The 15,662-nt window shown below is 60.5% G+C and carries 11 protein-coding genes; 9 read left to right on the top strand and 2 right to left on the bottom strand.

What is annotated here, in order from left to right; all coding sequences use genetic code 11:
* Positions 1–28 precede the first annotated feature (28 nt).
* Entirely contained in the window at positions 29–3,307 is a 3,279-nt protein-coding gene (locus tag H8F22_RS03800) for a sensor domain-containing protein (protein WP_059181211.1), read from the bottom strand.
* A gap of 69 nt (positions 3,308–3,376) precedes the next feature.
* The gene (locus H8F22_RS03795; protein WP_027921593.1) at positions 3,377–4,267 is read right to left on the bottom strand and encodes a LysR family transcriptional regulator; all 891 of its coding nucleotides are present in this window, start codon (positions 4,265–4,267) and stop codon (positions 3,377–3,379) included.
* Positions 4,268–4,409: 142 nt separating this feature from the next.
* Here H8F22_RS03795 and leuC point away from each other — a divergent pair, with 142 nt between their 5' ends.
* The 9 genes from leuC (at position 4,410) to H8F22_RS03750 (ending at position 15,656) form a co-directional block, all read left to right on the top strand.
* Positions 4,410–5,828 carry a 3-isopropylmalate dehydratase large subunit gene (leuC, locus tag H8F22_RS03790; RefSeq protein ID WP_027921592.1) on the top strand — a complete coding sequence of 473 codons (1,419 nt, stop codon included), beginning with the start codon at positions 4,410–4,412 and terminating at the stop codon, positions 5,826–5,828.
* Positions 5,829–5,839: 11 nt separating this feature from the next.
* On the top strand, positions 5,840–6,484 hold the full coding sequence (gene leuD / locus H8F22_RS03785; RefSeq protein WP_027921591.1) for a 3-isopropylmalate dehydratase small subunit: 645 nt from the start codon (positions 5,840–5,842) through the stop codon (positions 6,482–6,484).
* A 146-nt stretch (positions 6,485–6,630) separates the two neighbouring features.
* Entirely contained in the window at positions 6,631–7,398 is a 768-nt protein-coding gene (locus H8F22_RS03780; protein WP_194939772.1) for a class I SAM-dependent methyltransferase, read from the top strand.
* 52 nt (positions 7,399–7,450) lie between these two features.
* Positions 7,451–8,533, top strand: coding sequence for a 3-isopropylmalate dehydrogenase (gene leuB / locus H8F22_RS03775; RefSeq protein ID WP_194939771.1), 1,083 nt, complete (start codon positions 7,451–7,453; stop codon positions 8,531–8,533).
* A gap of 66 nt (positions 8,534–8,599) precedes the next feature.
* Positions 8,600–9,712 (top strand): aspartate-semialdehyde dehydrogenase, encoded by a 1,113-nt coding sequence (gene asd / locus H8F22_RS03770; RefSeq protein ID WP_027921588.1) that lies wholly within the window; start codon positions 8,600–8,602, stop codon positions 9,710–9,712.
* 266 nt (positions 9,713–9,978) lie between these two features.
* On the top strand, positions 9,979–10,989 hold the full coding sequence (locus H8F22_RS03765; RefSeq protein WP_194939770.1) for an aspartate-semialdehyde dehydrogenase: 1,011 nt from the start codon (positions 9,979–9,981) through the stop codon (positions 10,987–10,989).
* 208 nt (positions 10,990–11,197) lie between these two features.
* Complete coding sequence (locus H8F22_RS03760) at positions 11,198–13,837, top strand: FimV family protein (RefSeq protein ID WP_194939769.1); 2,640 nt, start codon at positions 11,198–11,200, stop codon at positions 13,835–13,837.
* 307 nt (positions 13,838–14,144) lie between these two features.
* Positions 14,145–14,969, top strand: a complete 825-nt coding sequence (gene truA, locus H8F22_RS03755; protein ID WP_027921585.1) for a tRNA pseudouridine(38-40) synthase TruA — start codon at positions 14,145–14,147, stop codon at positions 14,967–14,969.
* A gap of 63 nt (positions 14,970–15,032) precedes the next feature.
* The gene (locus H8F22_RS03750) at positions 15,033–15,656 is read left to right on the top strand and encodes a phosphoribosylanthranilate isomerase (RefSeq protein WP_027921584.1); all 624 of its coding nucleotides are present in this window, start codon (positions 15,033–15,035) and stop codon (positions 15,654–15,656) included.
* Positions 15,657–15,662: the final 6 nt, after the last annotated feature.

Here is a 15,662-nt window from a genome sequence, read left to right as displayed (position 1 = left end):
CATCACACATACCCCGTAGCAGGCCGGGTTATTTCAGGAGTTTTTGAAATGCTTCCACCGGCAACGGCCGGCTGTGTAAATACCCCTGATAGAAATGGCAGCCCAAGCCCTGCAAAAACTCCAGTTGCTCCGCCGTCTCCACCCCTTCGGCAATCACTTTCAGCTCCAGACTCCGCGCCATGGCGACAATCGCGCGGATGATCTCCGCGTCGTTCGGATCAGTCGTGGCGTCACGGATAAACGACTGATCGATCTTCAATGTGTCGACCGGCAAACGCTTGAGGTAGGTCAGCGAGGAGTAGCCGGTGCCGAAGTCGTCCATCGCGAAACTCACGCCGAGTTTTTTCAGGCGGCGCATTTTGCTGATGGTGTCTTCCAGGTTCTGGATGACGATGCCTTCGGTGATTTCCAGTTTCAGCAGCGAGCAGGGCAGGCCGTGGCTGCTGAGGCTGTGTTCGATGCGTTCGACGAAGTCGGTTTGGCGAAATTGCCTCGGACTGATGTTCACGCACAGGCTGAAGCTCAACGGGTTGACCAGGCCTTTGGCGACCAGTTGTTTGAAGGCCCCGCAAGCCTCGTCAAGAATCCAGGTGCCCACTTCGAGAATCAGCCCGCTGTCTTCCAGCACCTTGATGAACTCCGCCGGTGATTGCGGCCCGAGTTCGGGGTGGTCCCAGCGCACCAGCGCTTCGGCGCCGACAATGCGGTTGCCCCGGGCGTCGATTTGCGGTTGGTAATGCACATGGAATTCGCCGCGAGAAAGCGCCAGGCGCAGGTCGGTTTCCATGCGCAGGCGTTCGCTGGCGGCCTTTTGCATGGTGTTGTGATACATCTGCGTGGTGTTGCGGCCCGAGTCCTTGGCGCGGTACAGCGCGATGTCAGCGCGTTTGAGCAGGTCAGTCGGGGTCGAACCGTGGTCGGGAATCAGCGCGATGCCGATGCTCGGCGTCACTTGCAGGCGCTGGCCATCGAGGAACATCGGTTCCGACAACAGTTCTCGCAAGGTGTCGGCCAGCTCCCGGACCTGGGCGCTGACTTCGTTGCGCGAACCTTCCAGGCCGCTGAGCAACACCACAAATTCGTCACCGCCCAGCCGCGCCACGGTGTCTTCCATGCGCACGCTGGCTTCCAGTCGCGCGGTGATGATTTTCAGCACGGTATCGCCGACCGGGTGGCCGAGGGAGTCGTTGATGTGCTTGAAGTGATCGAGGTCGAGGAACAACAGCGCACCGCGCAGGCTGTGGCGCTTGAGCAGGGCGATCTGCTGGCTCAGGCGATCCATCAGCAGCGCGCGGTTGGGCAGGTTGGTCAGGGGGTCGTGGTAGGCCAAATGACGGATTTGCGCTTCGGCGTTTTTCAGCAGGCTGACATCGCGGGCGGTCAGCAACAGGCAGGCGGTTTCGTTGAGGGTGATCGGCTCGACCGAGACTTCGACGGTCAGCAATTCCCCACGTTTATTGCGCCCGAGCATTTCCTGGTGGTGCACGCGGCCCTTGAGCTGTAGCTCGGCGAGCAACGCTGAGCGTTGTTTCTCTTCGGCCCAGATGCCCACTTGATACACCGTGCGCCCGATCACTTCCTGGGCACGATAGCCAGTCAGGCGGCAGAAGCCGTCGTTGACCTCCAGATATCGCCCGGTATCGCGCTCGGTAATGGTGATGGCGTCGGGGCTGGAGTGGAACGCCTTGGCGAACTTTTCTTCACTGGCCTTGAGCGCCGCTTCGGAGCGTTGTTGCTGGGTGATGTCGCGCAAGGTGGTGACGATGCAGGGTTGGTTATCGACGTTGATCTTGCGGCTGGAAATCACGCAGGTCAGCGATTGCCCGTCCTTGTGCTGGGCGATGATGGCGACATTGTTCAGTCCTTGTTCGCGGATGACCTGTTCGATCCGTTGCAGGCTTTTCGCCGAGGCGTCCCACAGGCCGATTTCGTCGGCGCTGCGGCCAATCACTTCGGCGGCGCTCCAGCCGAAGGTCTGGGTGAAGCTGGAGTTGATCTCGATGAACTGGCCGGTGTCCTGGCGCGTCACGCAAATCGGGTCCGGGCTGACCTGGAACAGCGTGGCGAATTTTTCTTCGGAGGCCACCAGCCGCTGCTCGCGCTCCACCTGATCGGTGATGTCCAGGAGGGTACCGGCCATGCGCAACGGGAAACCGTTTTCATCGCGGTAGAGGCGGGCGCGGCTTTCCAGGTAGCGCGAGCTGCCGTCTGGCAGTTGCACGCGGTAAGTCAGCTGATAATTGCCGGCCGGGCCTTCGCGCAGGCTGCGGTAGGCGTCGCGCATGGTGTCGCGTTCTTCGCCGGGCACGCCTTCGAAAAATTCCTCGAAGGATTCATGGAAGGGCTTGGCTTCCAGTCCGTGCAACTGGGCGGCTCGAGCCGAGCCGTAGAGCATGCCGCTGGGGATGTGCCAGTCCCAGGTGCCGAGTTGCGCCGAGTCGAGGGCGAGGTCGAGACGTTCCTGGCTATCCTTGAGGGCTTGTTCAGCGATTTTTCGCTCGGTGGTGTCGAGGAAGGTGCTCAGCAGATACGGCTGGCCCTCGAGTTCGACTTTTTGTGCGCTGAGGATGCCATCGAGGACCTGCCCGTTGCTGGCGCGAAACTGCACCTCCATGCTGATCAACTCGCCTTTGGCCTTGGTGGCCGTGACCAGTTTGGCGCGTTGCTCCGGGTGCACCCACAGGCCCAGTTCCAGCGTGGTGCGGCCTATCGCGTTTTGCACCGGCCAGCCGAACAGGCTTTCGAAATACTGGTTGGCTTCGGTGATCAGGCCGTCTTCCTGGCGGGTCAGCAACACCATGTTCGGGCACAGGTGAAACAGCGTGGCGAAGCGTTTTTCCGAACTGCTCAGGGCTTGTTCGCGCTGGCGCTGGTGGGTGATCTCACGGATCACCCCGATCATGCGTGGTCGTCCGTGTTTATCCGGCAGCAGGCTGCCGCTGATTTCCAGCCAGTGCAGGCTGCCGTCGGGCCAGCGGATGCGGTGATGCATCGCTTGCTCAAGCGGCGCGCCGGCAATCACCGCATGGAATGCGCGAACGGTTTTCGCCCGGTCTTCGGGCGGCAGCAAATCGAGGTATTCCAGGTCCTCGGGCAATGGCACGTGCGGATCGAAACCAAACAGCGCCTGAGTCCCCCGCGACCAGCTGATCTGCCCACGTTCGATGTCCCAATACCAGGCCCCCAGCCGAGCGCCGTTGAGGGCGGCGAGCAATTGTGGCGCGCTTTCCCAGCTCAGTTCGGACCTTTTTGGGTCAAGCGCCTGGATACGCGGCATCGGCGGAACACGGTCAACAGATTTCGGCATTGGCAGCAGGCCTTGGGCGGATATGGGCGTTAGGCACAGGAATTCGCAGCACTATAGGCGTAGCACACGTTAGCCTTGAGTCCCTGGCAAATCGAGTTGTGCATCCAGCAAAGCCATAAAAGCCCTTGCCGCATTCGATAGCGTCCTTTCGGTGTGCAAGATATAGCCTAGCTGGCGAGTCAGTTGTATGCCCGGCAAAGGTATTCGCGCAACCTGATCATCGAGCATCGTACGCGGCAACACGCTCCAGGCCAGGCCGATCGAGACCATCATCTTGATCGTTTCCAGATAATTCGTGCTCATGGCGATGTTCGGGGTCAGGCCCTGCGCCTCAAATAACCGCTGCACGATGTGATGAGTAAAGGTGTTGCCGCCGGGGAAGACGGCGGGGTGCAGGGCAATGTCGGCCAGGGTGACCGGGCCGTTGCTGATAAGCGAATGCTCCGGGGCGACCACGAAATCCAGCGGGTCGTCCCACACCGGTGTTGCCTTGACCAATGAATGGGGCTCCGGCGCCAAGGTAATCACCGCCAGTTCCGCGCGGCCATGGAGGATTTCTTCGTAGGCCACTTCCGAATCGAGGAACTGAATATCCAGCGCCACTTGTGGGTAACGTCGGGTGAACTCCCTTAATAAGGGCGGCAAACGGTGCAGGCCGATGTGGTGACTGGTCGCCAGGGTCAGGCGGCCGGTCACTTCGCCGGTCAGATTGGTCAGGGCGCGCCGGGTGTCGTCCAGCACATTCAAAATCTGATAGGCCCGAGGCAGCAGGGCGCGACCGGCCTCGGTCAGGCCGACTTCACGGCCGAGGCGATCAAACAGGCGCACCTTCAATTGCTGCTCCAGCCCGGCGATGCGTTTGCTGATGGCGGGTTGTGTCAGGTGCAGCCGCTCGCCGGCGCCGGAGAAGCTGCCGGTCTCGGCAATGGCGATAAAAGCATTGAGGTTGGCCAGATCCATTGCGGTATTCCAGTTGGTTATCCAAAGCATAAAAAATATGAATTTGAGTTATTTAATGTAACCCCCTAGGATCGACCTCACAAGCCAAAGGGTTATACAAACGGCCCGGGGCATAGAAACAAGCTGATGAGGAAACCGTCTGATGGCCGGCAAAACGCTCTACGACAAGCTCTGGGATTCGCATTTGGTCAAACAGCGCGACGATGGCTCTGCGCTGATTTATATCGATCGTCACATCATCCACGAAGTGACCTCGCCGCAAGCCTTTGAAGGTCTGCGTCTGGCCGGGCGCAAGCCTTGGCGCATCGATGCCAACATCGCGACCCCGGACCACAACGTACCGACAACCCCGGAGCGCAAGGGCGGCATCGAAGCGATTGTCGACCAGGTCTCGCGTTTGCAGGTTCAGACCCTCGACGACAACTGCGATGAATACGGCATCGTCGAATTCAAGATGAACGACATTCGCCAAGGCATCGTTCACGTCATCGGCCCGGAGCAGGGCGCGACCTTGCCGGGCATGACCGTGGTTTGCGGCGACTCCCACACCTCGACCCACGGTGCGTTCGGTGCCCTGGCTCACGGTATCGGCACTTCCGAGGTCGAGCACGTGCTCGCCACTCAGTGCCTGGTCGCCAAGAAAATGAAGAACATGCTGGTGTCGGTCGAAGGCAAATTGCCGTTCGGCGTGACCGCCAAGGACATCGTCCTCGCCGTGATCGGCAAGATCGGCACCGCCGGCGGTAACGGCCACGCCATCGAGTTCGCCGGTAGCGCAATTCGCGACTTGTCCGTTGAAGGCCGCATGACCATTTGCAACATGTCCATCGAGGCCGGCGCACGCGTAGGTCTGGTGGCGGCTGACGAAAAAACCGTGGCTTACGTGAAGGGCCGTCCATTCGCCCCGAAAGGCGCGGAATGGGACTTGGCTGTCGAAGCGTGGAAAGACCTGGTGTCTGACGCGGATGCGAAGTTCGACACCATCGTTGAACTCGACGCGACCCAGATCAAGCCGCAAGTCAGCTGGGGCACCTCGCCTGAAATGGTCCTGGCCGTGGATCAGAACGTGCCGGACCCGGCGAAGGAAATGGACCTGGTCAAACGCGATTCGATCGTGCGCGCCTTGAAGTACATGGGTTTGACCGCCAATCAGGCGATCACCGACATTCAACTGGACCGCGTGTTCATCGGCTCCTGCACGAACTCGCGGATCGAAGACTTGCGCGCCGCAGCCGTCATCGCCAAGGGCCGCAAAGTGGCGTCGACCATCAAGCAAGCCATCGTCGTGCCGGGCTCGGGTCTGGTGAAGGCGCAGGCCGAAGCCGAAGGACTGGACAAGATTTTCCTCGAAGCCGGTTTTGAATGGCGCGAGCCGGGTTGCTCGATGTGCCTGGCGATGAACCCGGACCGTTTGGAGTCGGGCGAGCATTGCGCGTCGACCTCCAACCGCAACTTCGAAGGCCGTCAGGGCGCCGGTGGTCGTACTCACCTCGTCAGCCCGGCAATGGCCGCCGCCGCTGCTGTAAATGGTCGTTTCGTCGACGTCCGTGAATTGATCTAAAGGAGCGCAGCATGAAAGCTTTTACCCAGCACACTGGTCTTGTCGCGCCTTTGGATCGTGCCAACGTCGACACCGATCAGATCATCCCGAAGCAGTTCTTGAAGTCGATCAAGCGCACCGGTTTCGGTCCGAACCTGTTCGATGAATGGCGTTACCTGGATGTCGGGCAACCGTATCAGGACAACTCCAAGCGTCCGCTGAACAAGGACTTCGTCCTCAACGCCGAACGTTATCAAGGCGCCAGCGTATTGCTGGCCCGTGAGAACTTCGGTTGCGGCTCCAGTCGTGAACACGCGCCGTGGGCGCTGGAAGAATACGGTTTCCGCAGCATCATCGCGCCGAGCTACGCCGACATCTTCTTCAATAACAGTTTCAAGAACGGCTTGCTGCCGATCATCTTGAGCGACGCTGAGGTTGATGAACTGTTCCAGCAGGTTGAGGCGAATCCAGGCTATCAATTGCAGGTCGACCTGCAAGCCCAGACGGTGACCCGTCCGGATGGCAAGGTGCATAACTTTGAGATCGATGCGTTCCGCAAGCATTGCCTGTTGAACGGTCTGGACGATATCGGCCTGACGTTGCAGGACCATGAAGCAATTGCAACGTTTGAAGCCAAGCACCGGGCGAGCCAGCCCTGGTTGTTTCGCGACGCGTGATTAGGCTGAGAGTTATGTAGATAGGGCTGGCCTCATCGCGGGCAAGCCCGCTCCCACAGGGGCTTGCGGTGTACACAAAACCTGTGGGAGCCGGGCTTGCCCGCGATGAGGCCGGAACTGGCACCACAAAATCAAAGGAAGTGACCATGACCAGCACCGCCCAGCACACCCAGGTCGTCCAAAAGCAATTCGGTGAGCAGGCTTCGGCCTACCTGAGCAGCGCCGTTCACGCTCAAGGTACCGAATTCGCGCTGCTACAAGCCGAACTGGCCGGGCAGGGCGATGCTCGGGTACTGGACCTGGGTTGCGGCGCCGGTCACGTGAGTTTTCACGTGGCTTCGCTGGTCAAGGAAGTGGTGGCCTACGACCTGTCGCAGCAAATGCTCGACGTGGTCGCCGGTGCTGCCGTTGATCGTGGCTTGAGCAATGTATCGATGGTCCTCGGTGCCGCCGAGCGCCTGCCGTTCGCCGATGGCGAGTTCGACTTCGTGTTCAGCCGTTATTCGGCGCACCATTGGAGTGATCTCGGTCTGGCGCTGCGCGAAGTCCGGCGGGTGCTGAAGCCGGGTGGGGTGGCGGCGTTCATCGACGTGTTGTCACCGGGCAGTCCGTTGTTCGACACTTACCTGCAAAGCGTCGAAGTGCTGCGCGACACCAGCCATGTGCGCGATTATTCCGCCGGCGAGTGGTTGCGCCAGGTCAGCGAAGCGGGGTTGCATACCCGTAGCACCACGCGCCAACGGCTGCGACTGGAATACACCTCCTGGGTCGAGCGCATGCGCACACCTGAAGTGATGCGCGCGGCAATCCGCGAGCTGCAGCAGTCGATGGGCAACGAAGTGCGCGAATATTTTGAGATTGAGGCTGATGGCTCGTTCAGTACCGATGTATTGGTTCTGATGGCCGAGCGATAGAATTTTTCCGGGTGTGCCCAAGGGGCGCACCGACTGATGACATGAGGAAAGCATGAGCAAGCAGATTCTGATTCTCCCAGGTGACGGTATTGGCCCGGAAATCATGGCCGAAGCGGTCAAGGTGCTGGAATTGGCCAGCGACAAGTTCTCCCTGGGCTTCGAGCTGAGCCACGACGTGATCGGCGGCGCTGCCATCGACAAGCACGGCGTGCCATTGGCCGACGAAACCCTGGAGCGCGCCCGCGCCGCCGATGCTGTGCTGCTGGGTGCCGTGGGCGGCCCGAAGTGGGACACCATCGAGCGTGACATCCGCCCTGAGCGCGGTCTGTTGAAAATCCGTGCGCAACTGGGCCTGTTCGGCAACCTGCGTCCGGCGATCCTGTACCCGCAACTGGCCGAGGCTTCGAGCCTGAAGCCGGAAATCGTCGCCGGCCTGGACATCCTGATCGTCCGTGAGCTGACCGGTGGTATTTACTTCGGCGCACCACGCGGCACCCGCACCCTGGAAAACGGCGAGCGTCAGTCCTACGACACCCTGCCGTACAGCGAAAGCGAAATTCGCCGCATCGCCCGCGTCGGCTTCGACATGGCCATGGTGCGCGGCAAAAAGCTCTGCTCGGTGGACAAGGCCAACGTATTGGCGTCCAGCCAGCTGTGGCGTGAAATCGTCGAGGAAGTGGCCAAGGATTACCCGCAAGTCGAACTGAGCCACATGTACGTCGACAACGCCGCCATGCAGCTGGTGCGAGCACCGAAGCAGTTCGACGTGATCGTCACCGACAACATGTTCGGCGACATCCTGTCCGACCAGGCCTCGATGCTCACCGGTTCCATCGGTATGCTGCCGTCGGCGTCCCTGGACACCAACAACAAGGGCATGTACGAGCCGTGCCACGGTTCGGCGCCGGACATCGCTGGCAAGGGCATCGCCAACCCGTTGGCGACCATTTTGTCGGTGTCGATGATGTTGCGTTACAGCTTCAACCAGCAGGCTGCAGCCGATGCCATCGAGAAAGCCGTGAGCCTGGTCCTGGACCAAGGCCTGCGCACGGGCGACATCTGGTCGGCAGGTTGCACTAAAGTCGGTACGCAGGAAATGGGTGACGCAGTAGTCGCCGCGCTGCGGAATCTGTAATCTCTCGGGCCCGCTGCGAAATTCAATACAAAGCAGCGGCCCACTTTTTAAGAAGGTGTAGTTGCGATGAAACGTGTAGGTCTGATCGGTTGGCGCGGTATGGTCGGTTCCGTGCTCATGCAGCGGATGCTGGAAGAGCAGGATTTCGATCTTATCGAGCCGGTGTTTTTCACCACTTCCAATGTCGGTGGCCAAGGCCCGTCCGTGGGCAAGGACATTGCTCCGCTCAAGGACGCTTACAGCATTGAAGAGCTGAAAACCCTTGACGTGATTCTGACCTGCCAGGGTGGCGACTACACCAGCGAAGTGTTCCCCAAGCTGCGTGAAGCCGGCTGGCAGGGTTACTGGATCGACGCCGCTTCCAGCCTGCGCATGCAGGATGACGCGGTCATCGTCCTGGACCCGGTCAACCGCAAGGTCATCGACCAGCAGCTGGATGCGGGCACCAAGAACTACATCGGCGGCAACTGCACCGTCAGCCTGATGCTGATGGGCCTGGGCGGTCTGTTCGAAGCCGGTCTGGTCGAGTGGATGAGTGCCATGACCTATCAGGCGGCCTCCGGTGCCGGCGCGCAGAACATGCGTGAACTGATCAAGCAAATGGGCGCGACCCACGCCGCTGTTGCCGATCAACTGGCCGACCCGGCCAGCGCGATCCTCGACATCGACCGTCGTGTGGCCGAAGCCATGCGCAGCGAAGCGTACCCGACCGAAAACTTCGGCGTACCACTGGCCGGCAGCCTGATCCCATGGATCGACAAGGAACTGCCGAACGGTCAGAGCCGTGAAGAGTGGAAGGCTCAGGCCGAAACCAACAAGATCCTTGGTCGCTTCAAGAGCCCGATTCCGGTCGACGGTATCTGCGTGCGCATCGGCGCCATGCGTTGCCACAGCCAGGCGCTGACCATCAAACTGAACAAAGACGTGCCGATCGCCGACATCGAAGGACTGATCAGCCAGCACAACCCTTGGGTCAAACTGGTACCGAACAACCGCGACATCAGCATTCAGGAACTGAGCCCGACGAAAGTCACTGGCACCCTGAACGTGCCGGTGGGCCGTCTGCGCAAGCTGAACATGGGTTCGCAATTTGTCGGTGCTTTCACCGTCGGCGACCAACTGCTATGGGGCGCGGCCGAACCGCTGCGTCGCATGCTGCGGATTCTGCTTGAGCGTTGATCGGTTGAAGTAATGAAGAAACCCGTGCCTTGAAAGAGGTGCGGGTTTTTTTATTCCTGTAGCAACTGGCGAAGCCTGCGTTCGGCTGCGCAGCGGTCGTAAAACCTGAGTGTGCGGTTCTTCTGAATGATCGGGGATCCCCAAAGCGAGGACTTCGTCCTCGAACGCAGCCTTCGGCAGCGGCTGCAAGGTTTCGCGCGTCGAATTGCCTGTATCCCCACCACCCGGTAAAGTGCCGCTCCCCCCGTTTCGCCTGAGGTAGAACCATGAGCCAGTCCTTTGATATCGCCGTCGTCGGCGCCACCGGTACTGTCGGCGAAACGCTCGTGCAGATTCTTGAAGAGCGCGACTTCCCGGTCGCCGATTTGCACCTGCTGGCGAGCAGCGAATCGGCCGGTCATTCGGTACCGTTTCGCGGCAAGAACGTACGGGTGCGAGAGGTCGATGAGTTCGATTTCAGTAAAGTCCAGTTGGTGTTTTTCGCCGCCGGCCCGGCAGTAACCCTCAGTTTCGCCTCCCGCGCGACCGCTGCCGGTTGCTCGGTGATCGACCTGTCTGGCGCTTTGTCGGCTGATCAGGCGCCGCAAGTGGTGCCTGAAGCCAATGCCGAAATCCTCGCGACGTTGAAAAAGCCCTTTCAGGTCAGCAGCCCAAGCCCGTCCGCCACCACTCTGGCCGTGGTACTGGCGCCGTTGCTTTCGGTGATTGACCTGCAACGGGTCAACGTCACCGCCAGCCTGGCGGTCTCCGCCCAAGGTCGCGAAGCGGTGAAGGAGCTGGCCCGGCAAACCGCCGAGCTGCTCAATGTGCGCCCGCTGGAGCCAACTTTCTTCGATCGGCAGATGGCGTTCAACCTGTTGGCTCAGGTCGGCAAACCGGATGAGCAGGGCCATACGCTGCTGGAAAAACGTCTGGTGCGTGAGTTGCGTCAGGTGATTGCGCGGCCTCAATTAAAGATTTCCGTCACTTGCATTCAAGCCCCGGTGTTTTTTGGCGATAGCTTTAGCGTGACCTTGCAGTCAGGGAGCGCTGTCGACCTGGCGAAAGTCAACGCGGCGCTGGAAGATGCACCCGGTATCGAGCTGGTTGAAGCCGGCGATTATCCGACCGCAGTGGGCGATGCGGTAGGGCAGGACGTGGTGTACGTCGGTCGGGTTCGCAGTGGTGTCGACGACCTGTCGGAACTTAATTTGTGGCTGACGTCAGATAACGTACGCAAAGGCGCCGCGCTCAATGCTGTGCAGGTGGCTGAATTGTTGATAAAAGACCAGCTGTAAAAGATACTTGGCAACAATTCACAGAATGATTCTAGCCGGGCGCTATGCTTGGCCGCACTGCTGAAGGAAAGCCCCTCGATGGGGCTTTGCGGGGCAGGCAAGAAATGATCGCGCGCGATGACACTTCGACGCCGCGCGCAATGCCTTACGGCAGCGACTATCAATACCTTCTCGCTGGCCGAGGAATGTTCAAACAAAGGATGAGGCTATGGTTCAAGTTCGCAAACTGGTGTTAGCAATTGCGGCCGCCTCGGCGCTGTCATCCGGTATGGCGCATGCCCTCGGGCTCGGGGAACTGACCCTGAAGTCGACGCTGAACCAACCCCTGGTGGCGGAAATCGAGCTGCTCGACGTCAAGGATCTTACGGCCGCCGAAGTGGTGCCGAGCCTGGCCTCGCCTGAAGATTTCGCCAAGGCCGGTGTCGACCGTCAGGCCTTTCTCAATGACCTGACCTTCACCCCTGTGCTTAACGCCAGCGGTAAAAGCATCCTGCGTGTGACTTCCAGCAAGCCCCTGTCTGAACCGATGGTGAAATTCCTGGTTCAGGTCATGTGGCCTAACGGTCGCCTGCTGCGTGATTACAGCGTACTGCTCGATCCGTCCAAATTCTCGCCGCAGACCGCTGAAGCGGCTGCGCAGTCAGCGCCAACTTCAAACGTTACTGCGCCGGTGACGGGTGCCAGCAAACCGGCTCAATACACCACCACCCCGCGCGATACCCTGTGGGAAATCGCTGCGAAGGCGCGTAACGGTGGTTCGGTTCAGCAAACCATGCTGGCCATTCAGGCACTGAACCCGGATGCCTTTATCGACGGCAACATCAACCGGCTGAAAACCGGCCAGGTGCTGCGCATGCCGGATCAGGCGCAAGCCACCACGCTGCCGCAACCCAAGGCAATCGCTGAAGTGGCCGCGCAGAACACTGCGTGGCGCCAGGGGCGTCGTTATGTGGCGAAACCCGGCACCGGGCAGCAACAACTCGATGCCACCAAGCGCGGTCGTGCTGACGCCGGTAGTGCAGAACCTGCCAAGGACAAGCTGAGCCTGGTCTCTGCCGAATCCGGCAAGGCCGGTGGTAAAGGTGTCGCGGGCGATGCCAAGAACCTGAGCAACAAATTGGCTGTGACCCAGGAAAGCCTCGACACGACCCGTCGTGACAACGCTGAACTGAAAAGTCGCATGACCGATCTGCAAAGCCAGTTGGACAAGCTGCAAAAACTGATCGAACTGAAGAACAATCAGCTGGCCAGGATGCAGGCAGAAGGCGCGGCGGGTGCACCTGCTGCTGCGACTGAGACCGCTCCGGCCATGTCGGCTGAGTTGGCAGCCAACCCTGCGCCGGCACCGGCTGAGGTGGCGCCGGCTCCGGCGGCGGCCCCTGAAGTGACACCGGCACCTGCCGAGCCGGCAATCGAGCCGACACCAGCGGTCTCCGACGACCAGAAGTTCAACGAACTACTGACCAATCCGATCCTGCTGGGCCTGATCGGTGGCGGTGCGGTGGTGTTGGCACTCTTGCTGCTGTTGCTGGCGCGTCGCCGCAAAGCCCAGCAAGAAGCCGAGAAACATCTGCGCATGGCCCGTGCGTTGTCTGAAGAACAGAACATGTCCTTCGACAACGACCTGCCGGAAAGCAGCTTCGAAGGCCTGGAAGTGCCGCCGCCTAGCGTGAAGCTCGCCACTGCGCCGACGCCTGCACCGGCTCCTGCACCTGCACCTGCACCTGCTCCTAAGCCAGCGCCTGCACCGGTTGTGATGACTACGCCGATTGCAGCACCTCTGGTGTCGCCGGCTGGCGAGCGTGATGACGACGTGCTGACCAAGGCGCAGTCGCACATTGCTGCGGGTCGTCTGAACCAGGCTGCCGCGTTGCTGGAAGACGGTATCAAGCAAGAGCCGCAGCGCAGTGACCTGCGTTTGAAGCTGATGGAAGTGTACGGTCAGCAAGGCGACCGTGATGCGTTTGTGGGCCAGGAGCGCCAACTGGTCGCTAACGGCGATAACTTCGCCCAAGTCGAAAAACTCAAGACCCGTTTCCCGGCCATGGCCGTGGTTGCCGCCAGTGGCCTGGCTGCGGCCGCCATCGCTGCGGAACTGGATGCGCAGTACGTCAAGGACCTGCTGTTGGACGAGCCGCAAGCGCCGGCAGCCGCAGCCGATGACGACTTCGACAGCGCGTTCGACCTGAGCCTGGACGACCTGGAAGCCGCTTCCCCGGCTGTGGTTGCGCCTGAGGCAGGCGTGTCGACCGAGCTGGACGAATTCCCGCTGGATGACGATTTGAGCTTTGAATCGGTGCTGCAGCAGCAAACCGACATCAAGGACAACCTCGACGACCTGTCGGACTTCGATCTGGACATGGACCTGGGTGCAGACCCGACGCCGGCCATGCTCGTTGAAGACGGCTTCCTGCTGGACCTGGACGAAGGCGTGAAAGACTTTCCGGTCGTGCCTGAAGCGCCTCAGGACGATCTGGAATTACCTGCCGATTTTGACCTGTCGCTGGCGGATGAAATGGACGCGGCTCCGGCCAAGCCTGCCATCGCTGATGTTCCGGATGACTTTGAAGCAGAACTGGATGACGTCAACGCCGAACTGGATCGTCTGTCCCAGAGCATTGGCGAGCCGCGCTTCACCGCAGAAGATGCCCTGGCGTCGGCGGCGGATGAGCCGGACTTCGACTTCCTCTCCGGTACGGATGAAGTCGCTACCAAACTCGATCTGGCCCAGGCCTACATCGACATGGGCGACAACGATGGTGCTCGGGACATCCTCAATGAGGTGGTGACCGAGGGTGATGCCGGGCAGAAGAGCGAAGCCAAGGAAATGCTTTCGCGTCTGGTTTGAGTGACCCGTCAGCAGTCAATAAAACGGCAGCCCATTGAGGTTGCCGTTTTTGTTTGAGTGGGGAGCAAGTGGGTGTCTGGTCTTTTGCTATCGTCGGAACGCCGCCCGGTGCAAGCTCGCTCCCACAGTGGATTTGCGCTGTTCACAGACCCCCTGTGTGAGCGAGCTTGCTCGCAATGAGACCCTGACATTCGCCGCCGATGCTGAAGCCACTCTGGCGTCTCGGTCCGGCGGCCTTATAATGCCCGCCTTTGCGTAGATCAGCAGGCTGTACCCCTTGGCAAATATAGATAATCCGGCTGCGGAAATGGCGGCCGACGGCTTTTACCGGATCGCATTGGGCGTTGAATACAAAGGCTCGCGTTATCGCGGCTGGCAGCGCCAGGCCTCCGGTGTGCTCACGGTGCAGGAAACCCTTGAGAAAGCCTTGTCCAAAGTCGCCGACTCACCGGTGTCGCTGCTGTGCGCCGGGAGAACGGACGCAGGCGTGCATGCCTGTGGTCAGGTGGTGCATTTCGATACCCAGGTCGAGCGGTCGATGAAGGCCTGGGTCATGGGCGCCAACATCAATTTGCCCCACGACGTCAGCGTCAGTTGGGCCAAGGTCATGCCGGCGCATTTCCATGCGCGGTTCAAGGCCATTGCCCGGCGTTACCGCTACGTGATCTACAACGATCAGATCCGCCCGGCGCACCTCAACGAAGAAATCACCTGGAACCACCGTCCGCTGGACGTCCAGCGCATGGCCGAGGCCGCGCAGTACCTGGTCGGCACCCATGATTTCAGTGCGTTCCGCGCCGGTCAGTGCCAGGCCAAATCGCCGATCAAGGAATTGCATCACCTGCGCGTCACCCGTCACGGCAAGATGATTGTGCTGGATATCCGTGCCAGCGCGTTCCTGCACCACATGGTGCGCAACATTGCCGGCGTGCTGATGACCATCGGTGCCGGCGAGCGCCCGGTGGAGTGGATGAAGGAAGTGCTGGAAAGCCGCATTCGCCGATCTGGCGGGGTCACCGCACATCCGTTTGGCCTGTATCTGGTGCAGGTCGAGTACCGCGACGAGTTCGAATTGCCCGAGCGTTACATCGGCCCACACTTCCTGACCGGTTTCACGGAACTTGACGGCTGACGCCCTCGAACGCATTTGTTACCATCCGGGACTTTCCCGGAATTGCCCTGAGGATTTATCGACATGTCAGCCGTTCGCAGCAAGATTTGCGGGATTACCCGCATAGAAGATGCGTTGGCGGCGGTCGAGGCCGGGGCCGATGCCATCGGATTTGTGTTCTACGCCAAAAGCCCGCGGGCCGTGACGTTCCAGCAGGCGCGCGACATCATCAAGGCGCTGCCGCCGTTCGTCACCACCGTGGGGTTGTTCGTCAATGCCAGCCGCTGCGAACTGGGCGAATTACTCGATGCCGTACCGCTGGACCTGTTGCAGTTCCATGGTGACGAAACGGCCGCCGATTGCGAAGGCTGGCACCGTCCGTACATCAAGGCGCTGCGGGTCAAGGCCGGAGACGACATCGCGGCAGCCTGCGATGCATTCCCCAGTGCGAGCGGAATCCTGCTCGACGCCTACGTTGAAGGCGTGCCGGGCGGAACCGGTGAAGCATTCGACTGGTCTCTGATACCGCAAGGCTTGAACAAGCCGATCATTCTGGCGGGCGGTCTGACCCCGGATAACGTCGCCGGGGCGATTGCCCGGGTCCGGCCTTATGCGGTGGACGTCAGCGGTGGAGTAGAGGCGAGCAAGGGCATCAAGGATCACGCAAAGATTCAGGCGTTCATCAAAGCGGTACGCGGTAGTACATAGAGGATG

The sequence above is a fragment of the Pseudomonas mucoides genome (assembly GCF_015461845.1).
Lineage (GTDB): Bacteria > Pseudomonadota > Gammaproteobacteria > Pseudomonadales > Pseudomonadaceae > Aquipseudomonas > Aquipseudomonas mucoides.
Note: the sequence above shows the minus strand (reverse complement) of the source record. Positions and strands in the feature narration are given on the sequence as shown.

Coding starts and splice junctions, on each gene's coding strand:
- leuD (WP_027921591.1), top strand. CDS start 5,840: ATGAAAGCTTTTACCCAGCACACTGGTCTTGTCGCGCCTTTGGATCGT.
- H8F22_RS03800 (WP_059181211.1), bottom strand. CDS start 3,307: ATGCCGAAATCTGTTGACCGTGTTCCGCCGATGCCGCGTATCCAGGCG.
- H8F22_RS03795 (WP_027921593.1), bottom strand. CDS start 4,267: ATGGATCTGGCCAACCTCAATGCTTTTATCGCCATTGCCGAGACCGGC.
- H8F22_RS03760 (WP_194939769.1), top strand. CDS start 11,198: ATGGTTCAAGTTCGCAAACTGGTGTTAGCAATTGCGGCCGCCTCGGCG.
- leuB (WP_194939771.1), top strand. CDS start 7,451: ATGAGCAAGCAGATTCTGATTCTCCCAGGTGACGGTATTGGCCCGGAA.
- H8F22_RS03750 (WP_027921584.1), top strand. CDS start 15,033: ATGTCAGCCGTTCGCAGCAAGATTTGCGGGATTACCCGCATAGAAGAT.
- asd (WP_027921588.1), top strand. CDS start 8,600: ATGAAACGTGTAGGTCTGATCGGTTGGCGCGGTATGGTCGGTTCCGTG.
- truA (WP_027921585.1), top strand. CDS start 14,145: ATGGCGGCCGACGGCTTTTACCGGATCGCATTGGGCGTTGAATACAAA.
- H8F22_RS03765 (WP_194939770.1), top strand. CDS start 9,979: ATGAGCCAGTCCTTTGATATCGCCGTCGTCGGCGCCACCGGTACTGTC.
- leuC (WP_027921592.1), top strand. CDS start 4,410: ATGGCCGGCAAAACGCTCTACGACAAGCTCTGGGATTCGCATTTGGTC.
- H8F22_RS03780 (WP_194939772.1), top strand. CDS start 6,631: ATGACCAGCACCGCCCAGCACACCCAGGTCGTCCAAAAGCAATTCGGT.